Source organism: Micrococcus sp. EWR3.9.1, from assembly GCF_052615555.1.
The window spans coordinates 1-15,570 of sequence record NZ_JBQXFD010000024.1; the positions used below are offsets into that span (position 1 = coordinate 1).

The 15,570-nt window shown below is 68.8% G+C and carries 15 protein-coding genes and 5 pseudogenes; 10 read left to right on the forward strand and 10 right to left on the reverse strand.

Annotation, left to right across the window (positions count from 1 at the left end):
• A pseudogene (locus tag ACUJ8O_RS10795) lies at positions 1-846 on the reverse strand (IS21-like element ISMlu14 family transposase); the annotation flags it as partial.
• 729 nt (positions 847-1,575) lie between these two features.
• Positions 1,576-1,926: pseudogene (locus tag ACUJ8O_RS10800) on the reverse strand (helix-turn-helix domain-containing protein); the annotation flags it as partial.
• On the opposite strand from ACUJ8O_RS10800, the gene ACUJ8O_RS10805 reads away from it, so the two are divergent.
• Entirely contained in the window at positions 1,922-2,212 is a 291-nt protein-coding gene (locus tag ACUJ8O_RS10805) for a hypothetical protein (protein ID WP_445373374.1), read from the forward strand. The pseudogene ACUJ8O_RS10800 and the gene ACUJ8O_RS10805 sit on opposite strands and share 5 nt — an antisense overlap.
• A gap of 94 nt (positions 2,213-2,306) precedes the next feature.
• Here ACUJ8O_RS10805 and ACUJ8O_RS10810 read toward each other — a convergent pair whose 3' ends face one another.
• Positions 2,307-3,212 (reverse strand): LysR family transcriptional regulator, encoded by a 906-nt coding sequence (locus ACUJ8O_RS10810; protein ID WP_020624524.1) that lies wholly within the window; start codon positions 3,210-3,212, stop codon positions 2,307-2,309.
• Between the two features lie 165 nt (positions 3,213-3,377).
• Between ACUJ8O_RS10810 and ACUJ8O_RS10815 the strand changes: the two genes are divergently transcribed.
• Complete coding sequence (locus ACUJ8O_RS10815; protein WP_020624523.1) at positions 3,378-4,442, forward strand: TDT family transporter; 1,065 nt, start codon at positions 3,378-3,380, stop codon at positions 4,440-4,442.
• A gap of 18 nt (positions 4,443-4,460) precedes the next feature.
• Complete coding sequence (locus tag ACUJ8O_RS10820; RefSeq protein WP_020624522.1) at positions 4,461-5,027, forward strand: uracil-DNA glycosylase family protein; 567 nt, start codon at positions 4,461-4,463, stop codon at positions 5,025-5,027.
• A 66-nt stretch (positions 5,028-5,093) separates the two neighbouring features.
• Here ACUJ8O_RS10820 and ACUJ8O_RS10825 read toward each other — a convergent pair whose 3' ends face one another.
• From ACUJ8O_RS10825 to ACUJ8O_RS10840, 4 genes are all read right to left on the reverse strand, one after another.
• Positions 5,094-5,552, reverse strand: coding sequence for an OsmC family protein (locus ACUJ8O_RS10825; RefSeq protein ID WP_248126442.1), 459 nt, complete (start codon positions 5,550-5,552; stop codon positions 5,094-5,096).
• Positions 5,553-5,620: 68 nt separating this feature from the next.
• Positions 5,621-6,331, reverse strand: a complete 711-nt coding sequence (locus ACUJ8O_RS10830; protein ID WP_020626895.1) for an anti-sigma factor family protein — start codon at positions 6,329-6,331, stop codon at positions 5,621-5,623.
• Complete coding sequence (locus ACUJ8O_RS10835; RefSeq protein ID WP_248126448.1) at positions 6,328-6,837, reverse strand: sigma-70 family RNA polymerase sigma factor; 510 nt, start codon at positions 6,835-6,837, stop codon at positions 6,328-6,330. The genes ACUJ8O_RS10830 and ACUJ8O_RS10835 overlap by 4 nt, the downstream gene beginning before the upstream one ends.
• 150 nt (positions 6,838-6,987) lie before the next feature.
• Positions 6,988-7,140 carry a hypothetical protein gene (locus tag ACUJ8O_RS10840; RefSeq protein WP_172718164.1) on the reverse strand — a complete coding sequence of 51 codons (153 nt, stop codon included), beginning with the start codon at positions 7,138-7,140 and terminating at the stop codon, positions 6,988-6,990.
• On the opposite strand from ACUJ8O_RS10840, the pseudogene ACUJ8O_RS10845 reads away from it, so the two are divergent.
• Positions 7,096-7,434, forward strand: a pseudogene (locus tag ACUJ8O_RS10845) (TrmH family RNA methyltransferase); the annotation flags it as partial. The gene ACUJ8O_RS10840 and the pseudogene ACUJ8O_RS10845 sit on opposite strands and share 45 nt — an antisense overlap.
• On the opposite strand, the gene ACUJ8O_RS10850 reads toward ACUJ8O_RS10845, so the two are convergent.
• Positions 7,431-8,219 (reverse strand): CDP-alcohol phosphatidyltransferase family protein, encoded by a 789-nt coding sequence (locus tag ACUJ8O_RS10850; protein WP_020628162.1) that lies wholly within the window; start codon positions 8,217-8,219, stop codon positions 7,431-7,433. The pseudogene ACUJ8O_RS10845 and the gene ACUJ8O_RS10850 overlap by 4 nt on opposite strands.
• A 116-nt stretch (positions 8,220-8,335) precedes the next feature.
• On the opposite strand from ACUJ8O_RS10850, the gene ACUJ8O_RS10855 reads away from it, so the two are divergent.
• The 5 genes and pseudogenes from ACUJ8O_RS10855 to ACUJ8O_RS10875 all read left to right on the forward strand — a co-directional run.
• The gene (locus ACUJ8O_RS10855) at positions 8,336-9,340 is read left to right on the forward strand and encodes a zinc-dependent alcohol dehydrogenase (protein WP_063188800.1); all 1,005 of its coding nucleotides are present in this window, start codon (positions 8,336-8,338) and stop codon (positions 9,338-9,340) included.
• Between the two features lie 9 nt (positions 9,341-9,349).
• A complete protein-coding gene (locus tag ACUJ8O_RS10860; protein ID WP_020621494.1) occupies positions 9,350-9,730 on the forward strand; it encodes a 6-pyruvoyl trahydropterin synthase family protein in 381 nt (126 codons plus the stop codon).
• Positions 9,714-10,769: a glycosyltransferase family 4 protein gene (locus ACUJ8O_RS10865; protein WP_063718538.1), complete on the forward strand. Its 1,056-nt coding sequence runs from the start codon at positions 9,714-9,716 to the stop codon at positions 10,767-10,769. The genes ACUJ8O_RS10860 and ACUJ8O_RS10865 overlap by 17 nt, the downstream gene beginning before the upstream one ends.
• Positions 10,766-11,590: a class I SAM-dependent methyltransferase gene (locus tag ACUJ8O_RS10870; RefSeq protein WP_020621496.1), complete on the forward strand. Its 825-nt coding sequence runs from the start codon at positions 10,766-10,768 to the stop codon at positions 11,588-11,590. The genes ACUJ8O_RS10865 and ACUJ8O_RS10870 overlap by 4 nt, the downstream gene beginning before the upstream one ends.
• A gap of 13 nt (positions 11,591-11,603) precedes the next feature.
• A pseudogene (locus ACUJ8O_RS10875) lies at positions 11,604-12,353 on the forward strand (lysylphosphatidylglycerol synthase transmembrane domain-containing protein); the annotation flags it as partial.
• Positions 12,354-12,401: 48 nt separating this feature from the next.
• Here the strand turns inward: ACUJ8O_RS10875 and ribA are convergent.
• Together ribA and ACUJ8O_RS10885 are read right to left on the reverse strand one after the other, a co-directional pair.
• Positions 12,402-13,835: a GTP cyclohydrolase II gene (gene ribA, locus ACUJ8O_RS10880; protein ID WP_020621497.1), complete on the reverse strand. Its 1,434-nt coding sequence runs from the start codon at positions 13,833-13,835 to the stop codon at positions 12,402-12,404.
• A 47-nt stretch (positions 13,836-13,882) separates the two neighbouring features.
• Positions 13,883-15,049 (reverse strand): annotated as a pseudogene (locus ACUJ8O_RS10885) (PhoX family protein); the annotation flags it as partial.
• A gap of 385 nt (positions 15,050-15,434) precedes the next feature.
• Here ACUJ8O_RS10885 and ACUJ8O_RS10890 point away from each other — a divergent pair.
• On the forward strand, positions 15,435-15,570 hold a 136-nt coding region (locus ACUJ8O_RS10890), incomplete at its 3' end, for a transposase (protein WP_445373375.1).

Genomic DNA, 15,570 nt, shown 5'->3' on the forward strand with positions numbered 1-15,570 from the left:
CCGCCGGGTCACCCGGTGCTCCCGGGAGTTCACCATGGCCATGAACCCCGCGCAGGCGGCCTCGAGCTCAGCGAACGAGGCGTACTGGTCCCGCAGGTTGGTGTCCTTCGGGACCAGGTCGGCCTTGGCCAGCTTCACCGCGTTCTCCACCCCGCCCTTGGCGGCCGGATCCGCTGGCTGGCAGGTCAGCACCTCCACGCCGTAATGCCGAGCGAACGCCACGGTGGCCTGGTTACGCACCGGCACCCCGGCCACATGAGAGACCGTCACTGTCTTCTCGTTATCCGTCAGCACATAGGTCGGCGCGCCCCCGATCAGCCGGAAGCACCGGTCCAGGGCGGCGAACACACTCGGAGCCGTCCTATCACGCAGGGCGATGACGATCCGGTAGCGGGACCAGGCCAGCCAGGCCACGAACAGCACCGTCTTGGCCCCGTCGATCGCCGGCCCATCGCCGAAGTCGTACTGCAGCCATGCGCCCGGCTCGGTGATCCAGGGCCGGTGCACCCGGCGCTTCCCGGCCCGCCAGGCGGCCTTCACCTCGGCCACCGCCCGCCGGGTGGAGCGCTCAGAGCCGGTGTAGCCCATTGCGGTGAGCTTGGCGTGCACGACATCGGCGCGGATCCTGCCCGTGGAGGCCTCGACCCATTCCTCGATCTTGGGCAGCCAGACATCGGTGACCTTCGGGCGGCTGGCTCCGGATCCAGGGGTCTGGCCGGCGTCGCGGGCCCGCACCAGCCGGGCCACGGTGTGATGGGAGCAACCGGCCAGCTCGGCGGCGCCCCGCAATGACTTGGTCAGGTCATAGGCACTGAGTATTTTCATGGTTTCTGCGGCATCCTTCATTCAGGGCCTCTTCCTCGCTGGATTCGATTCGACACCGATATCCAACCCGGGGAGGAGGCCCCCGCCGGCTCACGACGCGGCGGGCAACGAGCAACGCGGGCAAACCAGATGGCCAGCACCGGGCAGTTCCCGTGGCCATCACTGGGCAGTCCTCATGGCCGTCAGCGGGTCATTCCCTGGCCACCTATGGGCAGCTTTTCATGGCCGCTTACACTCTTGCCCGCGTGCTTGGAGGCCGCCACTGAGCTCCGACAGAACCCCGCCATATAGCGGCGCAAGCCACACATGACACCGGGCGGCACACCGAGCAGCCGCCACAAACGACCGTTTATGGGCTCTTCCTAGATGAGGGTGTAGGTCGGCCGGGCGCGTCGGTCCGCAGGTAGACGTCGAGGTCTCCCGACGATGGAGGTTCCTACGCCATCCATCCGAAAGACCTCGACGTGACCGACGCTACCCCGCCGGCCGGCTTCGGCCGCCTTGACCTGAGCGCCTTCGCGTCTCATCCCAATCGACCCTGATCGAGTCTGCTGACCCCCTCGACGAGAACGCAGCGACACATCACAGCCACCCGACCCCGACCGTCCGGGAAGCCGGGGCACGTCACATGGCCTGTGCTGCGGGCGTGTCGAGTGGGTCGTCCAGGGGCGACGCAGTAGCGTCGACGCGACGTGCTGAGAGGTGGTTCCAGTCGAGCACTAGGACACCGGCTACAGGCATGGCGATAGGTCAGGAACGGCGTCGCTCCCTGCGCAGGAGGGAGCGCAGAGTCTCGGCGTTCGCGTAGCCGACCCGTAGCGCGATCTCGGCGGAGGTGAGATCCGTGGTTGCTGAGAGGTGCCGAGCTCGTTCGGTGCGAAGCCGTTGGACGAACCCGAGCGGAGTGAGGTTGAGCGCCGCACGGACTCGTCGTTCGAGGGTGCGCCGGCTGGTGCCGAGCGACTGCGCGACGAAGGCGACGTTGAACGGTTCGTCCAGGCGGGCGCGCACGAAGCGTTCGAACTCGACGACGATCGGGTCCTCGTGCCGGAGATGTTCGTAGGCGACGAAGGCCGCCTGCGACGGACGCTCGTCGATGATGCAGGGCGACGACAACCTCGCCATCAGCGACATCTTCGGCGGCAACGCCTTCCTCCCCGTCCTGTTCCTCGTCGCCACCGTCCTCTCCGGCACCGCAGTCCTCCCGCAGGCGAACTCGTCCGACATCTACCTCACCGCTCTCGCCGCCCTGCTCACCCTCGTCTACATCGTCGGACTGATCTTCCGACCCACCCGCCGCATCGCCGGAATGGGAATCGACTCGTTGATCGTGCTCGCGCTCTACACCGTCGGCATCGGCGGGCTCTTCGCCATCACCGCGAAATGACGTCCGTGCCGCCGTGTGCAGATTGACCAGATCGCTGCAGCTCGAGCAGACACGGCCGCTGGCGTGATCGGCGTTGCGACGAGCCGTGCACCGGTCAGCGCATCTCGTGCGCGATCTCCAGGAACGCCGCCGCGGACGACCCGATGCGATCGGACCAGATGGCGCGGAGGGGTCGCACGAGTGCTGGTCCGCGGAGGGGCACTCGTATCAGTGAGCGCGCGGCGAGATCTGTTTCGACGGTGAGGATGCTCATGACTGCGGGCGCGATGCCGGCGCGGGCGTTCGCTCGGATGATCGCCGTCGTTTCAAGGATCGCGGCGGGAGTCGTGAGTGCGAGCCCGGCGTCGTGGAGCCATGCTTCGAGGGTCGTCCGGGTGCCGGAGCCTTCCTCTCGTGTCAGCAGTGCGGTGCCGGCCAAGTCCTCGGCGCTGATACTCGCCGCGCGTGCCCAGGGGTGGTCGGGTGCCACGACGACAGCGAGTTCGTCCTCCGTGACCACGTCAGAGGAGAGCGTGGCCGTGGACGCTGGTGTCTCGACGAATCCGAGTTGCGCGGCACCGGATCTCACGAGCTCTGTGACCGTGGCTGAATTGCCGGCGATCAGCTGCACACTCACCTCGGGTGTGCGCTGTCGGAATTCGAGGAGCCAGCGTGGGAGCAGCAGTTCGGCGATGGTCTGCGACGCCGCGAGAACCAGTGAGCCGGTCGGCTGTCGCAGTGCTGCCGCGCCCGCCTCGAGGCGGCGGGACGCCTCGAGGACCGGGCCGGCCAGCTCGAGCACGAGCCGGCCCGCGTCGGTCATCAGGGACCCGGTCGGAGAGCGGCGCACGAGCGGCTGCCCGATGGCGCGCTCCGCGACCCGCAGACGCGCCGAGACGGCCTGCTGGGTGACGCCGAGGTCTTCGGCAGCGCGGGAGAGCGAGCCCGCCTCGGCGATGCGCTCGAGCACCTCCAGCGTGTCGAGATCCAGGATCCGGTCCGTCAATCGCCGCGTCGCCACAAGCACTCATTGTGCCCCGCCAAGACGATCGCTGTATCGGCTGGTGCCGGCGATGCTCAGACTGGAGGCATGACAACTTTCTCCCCCGCCCGCGCATCTTCCTCGATCGGGCATCCTCCGCGGTCGAGGCGCTTGTTCCGGGAGTTGGAGCATCCGGGACTGATCGTGTCGAACCTGACGCCGAACTGGTTCGCGTCGATCATGGGCACCGGCATCGTCGCGGTCGCCGCCGCGTCTCTGCCACTCCAGTTCCCCGGACTCCGCACCGGGGCCACCGTCGTCTGGGCGATCGCCGCGCTGCTGCTCGTCGCGCTGACGGTCGCGACCGGGCTGCACTGGGTCCGCTACCGCGGTACAGCGGTGAGGCACCACCTGAATCCCGTGCTCTCGCACTTCTACGGCGCGCCGCCCATGGCGTTTCTCACTGTCGGCGCGGGAACCCTCCTCCTCGGCAAGGACTGGATCGGCCTGCCCGCCGCTGTCACCATCGACTGGGTGCTCTGGGGCGCGGGGACTCTCGGCGGGCTGGTGACGGCGGTCCTGGTGCCCTACCTCGCGTTCACCCGGCATGAGAACAAGCCCGATTCGGCGTTCGGCGGCTGGCTGATGCCGATCGTTCCGCCGATGGTGTCCGCTTCCACCGGCGCACTGCTGCTGCCGTACGCGCCCGCCGGGCAAGCGCGGGAGACGCTCCTGTGGTCCTGCTACGGCTTCTTCGGCCTCAGCCTGGTCGCGTCGCTGGTGGTGATCACCCTGATCTGGAACCGGCTCGCGCAGCACAAGGTCGGAGCGGCGGGGATGGTGCCGACGCTGTGGATCGTCCTCGGTCCGGTCGGACAGTCGATCACCGCCGTGAATCTGCTCGCCTCGAACGCGCCCACCGTCGTGGACGCCGGCATGGCGCGTGCGCTGCTGGTCGTGGCTCTGGTGTACGGCTTCGCGATGCTCGGCTTCGCACTGCTCTGGACCGTCATCGCCCTCGCGATCACCCTCCGCACCGCGAAGGAGCACCTGCCGTTCAGCCTGACGTGGTGGTCGTTCACGTTCCCCGTCGGCACCTGCGTCACCGGACTGAACGGCCTCGCCCTGCACTCCGGTCTCACGGTTGTCGCCGGCCTCGCGGTGCTCTACTACGTCGGCCTGGTCGCCGCGTGGATCATCGTCGCCGCCCGCACGTTCCACGGTTCCGTGATCCGCGGAACCCTGCTCGCACCACCGCGGCCGGCCTGACCGGGATCGAAGACCATCGTGGATGTCCGAAGCCTGAACGCCCTCGCCGAGACCTGGCGGAGTACCGCGGACGCGACCGGACGCTTCGTTCCGGGCTTCGATCCCTGCTCCGGCGGCACCGCCAGTCGCGTCCTGGTGCTGATGCAGTCACCCGGCCCTCGGACGATCGCCGCGGGATCCGCTGCCGTCTGCAGCGAGGACAACCTCGGGCCCACCGCCGCCGCGTTCCGGGCGGCCCGAATCGAGTCCGGACTCTCCCGCGACCACTACCTCCGATGGAACCTCATCCCGTGGGAGATCCCTGGCCGCGTCCGCCCCGCGGACATCGAGGAGGGTCGGCTCGCGTTCGGTGAGCTGCTGGAGCTGCTGCCCGCGCTCGGCGCCGTCGTCACCTACGGGACCGTGGCGCTCGACGGGGTCATGCGCTATCTGACCCTGCACGATGATCCCCGTGTCGTCCCCGTACTCGCGGCACCGCACCCCTCACCGGCCAACGGACGTCACCGCGCCGACCAGCACCTCCGCTCCGTGAACGCGCTCCGCCTCGCGAATCGTCTCGGATCCGGTCGGCGAATCGCAGACTGACGGCACTGAAGGGAGACGTCCGCGGCTCGGTCGGCACCGGTCGTCGTGACCGATGAGGCGCTGATCTCAGACGGTCCCCGTCCTCGGACCGCTGACGGGAGCGGCCGGGTCGTCCACGACGTCGACGGTGTACGCCGCGCCGTGCTCGAGCGTGTGGCCGACGGTGCACTGGCGATCCACGGCCCGGTGGGTGCGTTCGGACAGTGAGGCGATCCGCTCGGGATCGAGCGCCGACAGGTCGGCGCGGATCACGGCGGTGATCGAGTCGTAGCGGTCCTCACCCTCGGGCTTGGTCGCGGTGATGTCGGTGGTCGCTTCGAAGTCGGCTCCGAGCCGGCTGGCGAGGATGTGGTCCGAGGAGAGCATGCCGCAGGCGGCGAGGGCGAGGTGCAGCAGCTCGCCGGGCGAGAACACGCCGTCGGCGTCCGACCCGCCGATGCGGACCTCGGCTCCTCGCGCGTTGCGGCCGATGAAGCTTCTCGGGCCCTCGCGGGTGATGTGCAGCGGTGTGGTCTCGGTGCTCATGGTCTTCTCCTGTCCTGTGTCCGCGGCACCGCGGGCAGTGCCGGTGTCTCCTGCGGGTGGGCGGTGTCTCAGGTGTCGGTGCGGACGAGGGGGGAGTTCGTGCCGCGGACCCTGATGTCGACGCCGGTGATCTCCGACCGGGCGATGCCCGTGGACGCCGCCAGGTCGACGGCGCGCTGCCCGGCCGCCGTCCAGGTGGCGACGGTGATCGTGCTGCCGTCTGTGCGGGTGATCACGAGTTCGTACTCCGCGTCGGCGGGCGCATCACCACTGTAGGTGCAGCTCCACTCCAGCCGGGTGCCCCACGGCTTCCCCTCGACCTGGATGTCCGCAGCGAGAGCGGGATCGGCCGCGATCGGGTCCATCGGTTCGAGGGTCGCCTCGCTCGCCACGGGAGCACCCGCGATGCCCGTGCCGAGAGCGACGCCTCCGAGGACGGAGGCGGTGACGGCGGCCGCGACGGCGAGGGACGTCACCAGCCGGCGCCGACGTCGGCGCGTCCGGACACGGTGGGCGATGGCGGGCAGCGTCGCCATCGACGGCGGCGCCTCCTCGCCGTCGTCCGATGGGCTGATGGCGAGAGCGTCCTCGACGGAGAGGCGACCGACGATGCCGGGCAGTCCTGCCAGCTCTGCCACGGCCGCGCGGCAGGCCGCGCAGCCGCTGAGGTGCTGCTCGTACTCGAGTCGCTGATCCGCGGGGAGAGCGCCGAGGACGTAGGACGCGTCCCAGTCGCGATACTCGTCCTCCGTCGCAGAGCTTCCGTGGTGGTCGTTCATCGGGTGACGCCCCTTTCCTGCAGAGCCAGTCGCAGTCCGCGCAGTCCGTAGTGCAATCGAGATTTCGCTGTTCCCTCGGGGATGGAGTGCCGGCGGGCAATCTCGGGGACGGTGTGTCCGAGGAAGTACGCGTCCACCACGATCTGACGATGCTCCACCGACAGCGATGCGAGAGCGTCGGCGACGAGGATGCTGTCCAGGACTGCGTCGGTGCGATCGGGGACGGCGCCGCCGCCGTCCTCGTCCTTCGTCGGCACTTCGCGTCGGCTCCGAGCGGATCGGGCGTCGTCGATGACGAGGTTGCGGGCGACGGTGAACAGCCACGCGCGAGCGGCGTCGGCGTCGCGTTCGAGGACCTGCGGGCGCTGCCAGGCCCGGACCATCGTCTCCTGCACGACGTCCTCCGTCAGCGCCGCGTTCCGAGTGAGGTTCTGCACGAAGCGCCGCAAGGCCGGGCCGTGACTCTCGTACAACGCCGCCAGGAGCTCATCGACGGGGCGGGGCACAACGCTCACCGCCTCGAAGCGCCACGGCGCGCTCCCTCATCACGGTTGCTGCGATCACTGCCGGTCATCCCTTCCGTCCTTGCCTGTTGAGAACCGGCGACCCGTCCGGACGATGCGCTTCGCTGCGTGCGGGGACGGGTCGCCGTCGCATCAGGACGCCGGGGTGGCGGTGCTCATGGCCGCGGCTTCCTTGTTCATCGTGCCGTCAGGGAGGAGGACGTACCAGGCGTCCTTCACACCCTGCCCGTTGACCTGGCCCGGCGCGGCGCAATGGTCACCGACCGTTACCAGCATGTGCGCCACCACCCGACGGTGGCGGAGTTCACCGCCTGGGCGCAGGAGGCGGGACTGGAAGTCATCGGGGTCGACATCTTCCCCGACTCCGAACAACTGGAGACCTATGACCTGCCGCGGAACTGCGTGCTGGTCTTCGGGCAGGAAGGCCCCGGGCTGAGTGACGAAGTGCACGCGGCGGCAACCACCACCCTGAGCATCGAGCAGTTCGGTTCCACCCGGTCCATCAACGCCGCCTCCGCGGCGGCCATTGCCATGCATGCCTGGATTCGCCGGCACGCCTTCGGGCAAGTGCTGCGCTAACCATCCGACAGGTCGGCGTGGGAGGAGCAGGTCCTCCCGACCCGGGTCGGCTCACGGTCCCCGCGCGAGGATGTCCCGCGTTCCAGGGTGATGATGTCGCGCAGGAAGGACGTGAGCAGCAACGCCAAGCTGAGTGCCAGGATGATGCAGGCTCCCGTGAGGGGAACCACGGGGACCAGCGCCACCACCAGGACCACCGCCTGTATCGCTGCGACGACCCGGCGGAATTGGCTGAAATCCAGGGGCTCCCGCCATGCGGGCCGGAACCACGACAGGACGACGAAGGCATATCGCATCAGGCCGATGGCCAGGACCCAGGGGCCGATGGTGAAGGCCAGGGGCACCGTGAGCACCAGCAGCAAGGCGGCGTCGGTTTCCATGTCCAGACGCGACCCCTGGGCCGAGGCGGTGCCGGTGTGCCGGGCCACCCTGCCGTCGACGGCGTCCAGCAGGACGGCGGGTGCCGCCAACAGGACCAGCCACCAGGAACGATGCGGAGCCGTGTCGAGGGCGGCCAGCATGACGATCGTCGCGCAACCGCCGCCGAGCACCGCCCGGCTTAGGGTGACACGGTCGGCCAGGGTGGAGAACAGGGGGTTGCGCCGCACCATGGTCACCACGGCGACCGAGACCAGGGTCAAGCCGCTGGCGATGGCGGCGACGCTGCCCCAGGCAGACGTCTTGCCGAAGTGGACGAGCGTGACGCCCAGCCCCACGGAGCCCACGACGGTGCAGAGTACATCGACCATCGCCTGTCGCCGGAACGGCGTCGTCGGATGGCGCATCGGATTCCTCGGTGATCGGGGGTATCTCCTGGCGAGTCTACCGACGCCCAGCCCGCCCCAGGCCTCGCGGGTGCGTCCGGGGCCGGAGCCGTCCGGTATCCGGGCATAATCGGAGCATGGATTCACCGCAGTCGATGGACAGCACCGCCTATTGGACAACGGCACCCGGCGCCGGGGAATTCCGACGCGCCCGGCTGCGGCCTCCGGGGGTGGGAGAAGCGCTGGTGCGCAGCCTCTACTCCGGGGTGAGCCGGGGGACCGAGATGCTGGTGTACCGCGGAGAAGTGCCTCCGGAGGTCGCCGGACGGATGCGCGCCCCGTTCCAAGAGGGGGAGTTTCCCTTTCCGGTGAAGTACGGATACCTCTCCGTCGGGGTCGTCGAACAGGGGCCGGACGATCTTCTCGGACGTCGGACTTTCTGCCTGTATCCCCACCAGGACCGGTACGTTGTCCCCGTCGACGCGTTGACGGTGATCCCCGACGACGTCCCCAGCAGGCGTGCCGTCCTGGCCGGGCCCGTGGAAACGGCATTGAACGCGCTGTGGGATGCCCCACCGTGCATCGGCGACCGTATCGCGGTCATCGGTGGCGGGATGATCGGTGCTTCGCTGGCTGTGTTGCTGAGCCGCTTCCCCCTGGGCCGACTTCAGCTGGTCGACACAGATCCGGTGAAGCGGGACATGGCCCGGGCCATGGGCATCGAGGCCGTGGAACCGGAGGCATTGCAGGCAGAATGCGACATCATCTACCACGCCTCCACCACCGAAGCGGGGCTGGCCCAGGGGCTGGAACGACTGGGCGACGAGGGAGAGCTCGTCGAACTTTCGTGGTTCGGCTCCCATGTTCCGGCAGTCCCCCTCGGCACCAGCTTCCACGCTCGCCGGCTGCGGATCACCGCCAGCCAGGTCTCCACCATCGGTCGTGCCCGCCGTTACCGGCGGACCCACGCCGCGCGCATGGACCTGGTCATGCACATGCTCCAGGACCCGGTGTTCGATGCCCTGATCAGTGGGGAGTCCGGCTTCGCGGACTTGCCCGGTGCCATCGCCGGCCTCGCACAGGGGGAGTTGCCGACGCTTTGCCGGGCCATCCGCTATCCCGATCCCGGCCCGCGTGGTTAGGCTCGGAACATGTATCGATTGACCGTCCGCGACCACGTCATGATCGCGCATAGCCTTCCTGACCCGTTCTTCGGCCCTGCCCAGGCCCTTCATGGTGCGACCCTGGTGGTGGAGGTGACCTGGCGCCGCAGGGAGCTCGGTCCACAGTCCGTCGTCATGGATATAGGGGCCGCAACATCCATGCTTTCCGAGGTGCTCGAGCCCTTGCGCTACACAAACCTGGATGAACACCCTGCCTTCGCCGGTCGGCTGAGCACCACTGAAGCCATCGCCGGGCACATCAGCGATGAGCTGCGCCGCCACTTCGACACCACGGAGTTCGCCGGAATGGAAGTCTTGCTGCGGGAGCATCCCGATGCGTGGGCAGCGCATGATGTCGACTTCGCATGAACCGCTGGCAACGACGTTCATCATCCCGACGGGGCTGCCTGGTCCTAGCGGCGGAAGCCGCTACAACAAGGCGCTAATCCGAGCCCTCGAGGCCGCGGGGTGCTCCGTGTCCGTCTGCGGGGTCCCCGGCCCGTGGCCCCGGCCCGAGGCGCGGGACCTTGAACGGCTCCGCGCGGCCTTGGCAGGCCGGGAGCAAGTGGTCGTTGACGGCCTGATCGCGTCGTCGGCCCCCGACGAGATCCAGGCCGCCGCCGCGTCGGGAACGCGGGTGCACGTCCTCTTCCACCTGTCGCTGCTCGTTGATGGCGCCGTGCCGCCCGATGGCAGCGGGCGGGCGGCAGCCCTGGAACGACGGGCCCTGCAGTCGGCACACACCGTGATCTGCACGAGTAACTGGGCCGCACGAGACGTCGTGAACCGTTACGGCCCGCTCCCGACCCGTGTGGTGTCCCCCGGCACCGATCAGGCCCCGCTGGCCGTCGGGAGCGCCCCGCCCCAGCTGCTGCTGCTGGCATCGGTCACGCCGCGCAAGAACCAACTGGCCATCCTGCGGGCCCTGGCGGCACTCACCGAACTGGACTGGCAGGCACTGCTGGTCGGCCCCGATGCCGCCGATCCCGACTACGCCCAGCGCGTGCGATTATTCGCCGAGGCCGCCTTCCCTCCCGGCCGGGTCCAGGTCCTCGGTTCCCGGACCGGTCCGGGACTAGAGCGCATCTGGTCCGCGAGCGACCTGTTGCTTCTCGTCTCCCGGGCGGAGACCTTCGGAATGGTCGTGACGGAGGCCGTGGCCCGAGGCATCCCCGCGATCGTCGGTGCCGGCACCGGAGCGGAAGAGGCGCTCGCCCTTGGCCCACACGCACCTCCCGGAATTGCAGTGGCCCCTGATGACACCGCCGCACTGGAGGAGGTACTGCGTGGTTGGCTGAGCGATCCCGCGCAACGGGCGGCTTGGCGCCGGTCGGCCGAGGGTGCGCGCGGTATGCTGCCCACATGGGACGACTCGGCAGACCTGATGCTGCGGATCCTCACGCCGTGAAACGACCCGAACGCCCGATCTCCAGTGATTGGCTGGACCTGAGGCGCCCTGCCGACGAACGGGCACGCGCCGGCTCAGCCCCCCTGCTCGATGCGCTCGCCGAACACTTCACGGAAACCGGCGCAGACAGCCCCGTGGACGTCATCGACGTCGGCGCCGGCACCGGTGCCAACCCGGCCTGGCTGGCACCGCGCCTGCGGTTCAGCCAGCAGTGGACGCTGCTGGACCACGACGCGGACCTGCTGGAACTCGTCCCCTCCCAGCTGCAGGATGCGCGGGTGCGACACGTCAGGCGGGTCACTGCCGGGATCGAGGATCTCGGGAGCCTGGACGAGGCGGAGCAGGACCGGTGCCTGATCACTTGCTCGGCGGTGCTTGATTTGCTCACCATGGACCAGCTAGCCGGTTTCTGCGATTTTCTGGCCGAGCGGCGCATGCCGGCCCTGCTCAGCCTCAGCGTCACCGGCGACGTGGTCCTGGATCCCGGCCACTGGGCGGACGCCCAGATCACCCGGGCCTTCAACCAGCACCAACGACGCGGGTCGCTGGCCGGGCCCGACGCCGTCGGGTATGCCGCCGGCCGGCTCCGTGCCGATGGCATGCGTGTGGAGGTCGCGGAATCGCCCTGGAAGCTGGGCCCCGCCGATGACGTACTGCTGCGCCGCTACCTGCACGACCGGGCGCAGGCCGTCATCGAAGGCGCGCCGGACATGGGGGACGTCGTGGATTCCTGGTTGGCCGAGCACTTGGGGCAATCGGACGAGGGCAGGCTGCACGTGGAGGTGCGCCACCGCGAGCTCCTCTGCCTGCCGCCAGGATGATCGGCCACGCGCCATGAACCGCAGGGCACTGCTCCTGGCCCTGCTGCAAGTCGCCGTCGCCGCGGGAATCCTCGGATGGGTGGTCCTGCTCTTCGGCACGGGCCCCTTTGTCGCGGCTGTTCGCGTCCTCACCTGGCCGGGAGTCGTCGGAGCCCTGGTCCTGGGTTCCATCGGTGTGCTGGTGCAGGCCCAACGGTGGAGGCTGATTGCCCGGAGGCATGGCATCGAATTGGGATGGCGCGCGGCCGCCGAGCGGTGCTGGCAGGCCGCGTTCATCAACTCGGTCCTGCCTGGGGGGCTGGCGGGAGATGTCGTCCGGGCAGCCGAACAGCGCCCCGTCGGCGCCGGCCGGCGACGCGACATGGTCAAGCGCAGTCTCGGCGTCGTGGCCGCCGAGCGGTTGGCGGGCACCTCGGTGGTCTTCCTCGCCGCAGGTTTCGCACTGCTGGCCGTTCACCCCGGCCTGGGTGGGCTTGGCCTGCTCGTGGCCGCTGTCGCAGCGACGGCGGCCTGGCCGTGGTTGCGGCGCCTCGGAGTACGGGACATCGGGCTGGTGTGGGGGCTATCGGCTGTCGGCTGGTGCTCGTTCGCCGGATTGTTCCTGCTGGCTTGCCTTGCCGTGTCTCCCGACCTGCCGCCGGCGCAGATCCCCTACCTGGCAGCGGTCACCCTGGCCGGAATGTCCATTCCGCTCAACGTGGCCGGATGGGGGCCTCGTGAAGGCGCCGCGGCGTTGGGGTTCATGGCCTGGGGCCATGCGGCGCAGCAGGGCGTGGAAGTGTCGGTCGCCTACGGAATCCTGGCGCTGGTGTCAGTCCTGCCCGGTGGGCTGGTTCTCCTGGTCCGCACGGTGCAGGGCAGCCGGCGACGCCGGCTTGGCGGCGGAGAAATCGAACTCGGTGCACACGTCATCGCCCAGGACGAAGCGGCGCACGGGGGCGGAGAGGGCTCCGGAAAGAGCGTCGGCCCCGTCGAAACGAATCCCGGGGACCCCGTCTCCCACCAATAGCGGTGCGCTGGTCAGGTAGAGGCGGTCCAGGACGCCGGCATGCAGGAACCCGGACACGGTCAGGCCGCCGCCTTCGATGAGCACGCGGCCCAAACCTTGATCAGCCAGGTATTGGAGGATGGCGGCCGGTTCGAAGCCCGTCGAGGTCTCCAGCCGGTGCACGCTCACATGGGGGGCCAGCGATGCGGGCACCGACGCGTCGGAGCCGACCAGCCACAATGTCCGGCTCCGTGGGTCGGTGAGGACCTTGGCCGTCAGCGGGATGCGCGCATGTGGATCGACGACGACGCGCGCGGGGTCAGCGCCGTTGACCGCACGGACCGTGAGCTGGCAGTCATCTGCCGCCACGGTCTGGGCGCCGACCAGCACTGCATCAACCAGGGCCCGCAACCGGTGCAAGTGCTCCCGGTCCGCTTCCCCGGTGACGAAGCAGGCATCGCCGGTGCGCGAGGCGATGAATCCGTCAAGGCTTTGACCCAGCTGCCCGATCACGAGGCGGGGTCCGGCTTCGACCAGCGGACCGTAGCGCAGCACGAGGGCCTCTTCCTGCGGGGTCAGGGGACCTGTTGGCACCCGAGCGCCGGCCAGCAGGTCCCACGCGTTGCGTTCGGGCGGCAGGTCATGGCGCATCCGGGCCCGCTTCGTCGAGAGATACCGCGAGTTCTCCGGCCGGTCGGCAACGTTCAACCGCACCCGTGCCTCGACGTGGATGCCCAATGCTTCCAGGGCTTCCTGTTTCGCGGGGTTCGAGGAGAGCAACCGGATCTTCCCGACCCCCAGTTCACGCAGTATCTGCGCGCTCTGATCGTAATCGCGGGCGTCGGCCGGCAAACCCAAATGCGTGTTCGCGTCCACGGTGTCGATGCCGGAGTCCTGGAGGGCGTAGGCCCTCAGCTTGTCCAGGAGCCCGATGCCGCGTCCCTCATGGCCGCGAATGTAGATGAGCACCCCGCGCCCCGCAGCGCCGATGGCCTGCAGGGCTGCGTCCAGCTGCTCGCCGCAATCGCACCGGTAGGATCCCAGGGCGTCGCCGGTGAGGCATTCGGAATGCAATCTCACCAATGGGAGCTCGCCGTCGTCTGCCGCCACGTCGCCCAAGGTGAGGGCCACATGATCCGTGCCGCGGCCATCCCGGTAGCCCAGCAGGGCGAAGTCCCCATGCCGCGTGGGGAGGTGGGTGGCCACGACCCGGGTGACATCTGGCGATTCCTCGGAGGTCCTGAATTCGAGAGACATGGCCCCAGCCTATGTGCATGGTGCTTCACGGCCACGTCGGCGCGCATTTACGTTCGGTAGACCTGGACGATCGAGGGCCGGGGCCCGCGCACTTCGCCGTCGCCCGGGCGGGCCTCGGAGGGAACGTAGTCGGGGAACGCGGAGCGGATATCCGTGTAGGAACCCTCCTCACCGGGGTGCTGGACGGCCACGAAGACCATCGCTTCGTCGTCGTGGATGACCGGCCCGCAGGTCTCGGCATCCCGGGGAACCGAAAGGAACTGTGCCACCTGGCCGCGATTGCGGCCCTCGACGGCGACCTTGAACAGGCCGTCGTTGTAGCCGATGCCATCCGGGGCTCCATCGGTGGAGATCCAGAGGTTGCCGTCGGTGTCGAACGCCAGGTTGTCCGGGCAGGAAATCGGTGAGACCTGGTCCACGGGGAAGCCGCCGAAATAGGTGGCGTCTCCCTGGGACGGGTCGCCGCAGAGCATGAGCAGGTCCCAGGTGAATCGCGTGGAGGTGTGGTCGCCGCGGTGCTCGGTGATCTCCACGATGTGTCCGTCGCGGTTCTCGGTGCGTGGATTGGCCTCGTCCGCCGTTGCCTGGCCGTCGACGCCACGCTGGGAGTTGTTGGTGCAGGCCACGTAGATCTTCCCGCTGCCCGGGCTGGGCTCGACGTCTTCGCAGCGGTCCATCTTGGTGGCACCCACCCGGTCGGCGGCCAGGCGGGTGAAAACGAGCACCTGGTCGACGGCCATGCCCTCGACCGTGCTCCTGCCGCCTTGCACCAGGGGGATCCAGCGGCCCGATCCGTCGAAGGTGCCGTCCGCGGGGACCCGGCCGGACCCGTCGATCTCCCCGTCCGACGTACCGGAGAACCGTGCCACATACAGGTCGCCCTCGTTCAGCAAGGTCATGTTGTGGCGGCGGTCGTTTTTGCGGTAGATGTCTTTGGAGACGAATTTGTACAGGTAGTCGAACCGTTCGTCGTCTCCCATGTAGGCCACGACGTGCCCATCGTCGGCGACGATGACGTTGGCCCCCTCGTGCTTGAAGCGGCCCAAGCTGGTGTGCTTGACCGATGTGGAGCGTGGATCCTCCGGGTCGATCTCCACGATGTAGCCGAAACGATGTGGTTCGTTGGTGAAGCCCGTGGCGCGGGCGTCGAAGCGGGGGTCCTCGTGCTCCCAGCCCATGCCGGTGGCCTTGTCCTCCAGCCCGTACCGCCGCTCTCGAGACCGGCGGGTTCAGACCCCGACTACACCCTGGATTCGGATGAGCCGCTTTCGCGGCGTCAAGCGCAGCCCTCACGCTGATTGCCGTGATGGCCAACAACACTATGGTTGCTCCCAGGTTAATGAACGCGGCGAGTGAGTCCCACGTGAAATCGCCCAGGCCGTTCTGCGGCGTCTCGACATAAATTGTTGGGGCGGGTGAGTGCTGGTCCATAAGTGGAGCCTAGGTGGTGTCGTCATAGCCAGTGAGCTCGCTGGCAGAGACAGGGCCCTCCGCCGAGAGCTACGGGAACCGGCCCCCGCCCCGACCGGGGGCAGCCGGGGCGGGGGCGACTAGGGCGTGTCTGACAATGGTCCAGGGGTGGAGTGTCACCTGGAAGGCATGTCCCGGTTTCAGATCCTCTCCGATGCCCAGTGGGAGCTGATCGCCCCGATGTTCCCCACCCGGACCGGCCGGGCCGGCCGGCCGTTCTCGGAAGCCCGCACGGTGGTGGAGGCGATCATCTACCGATACCGAG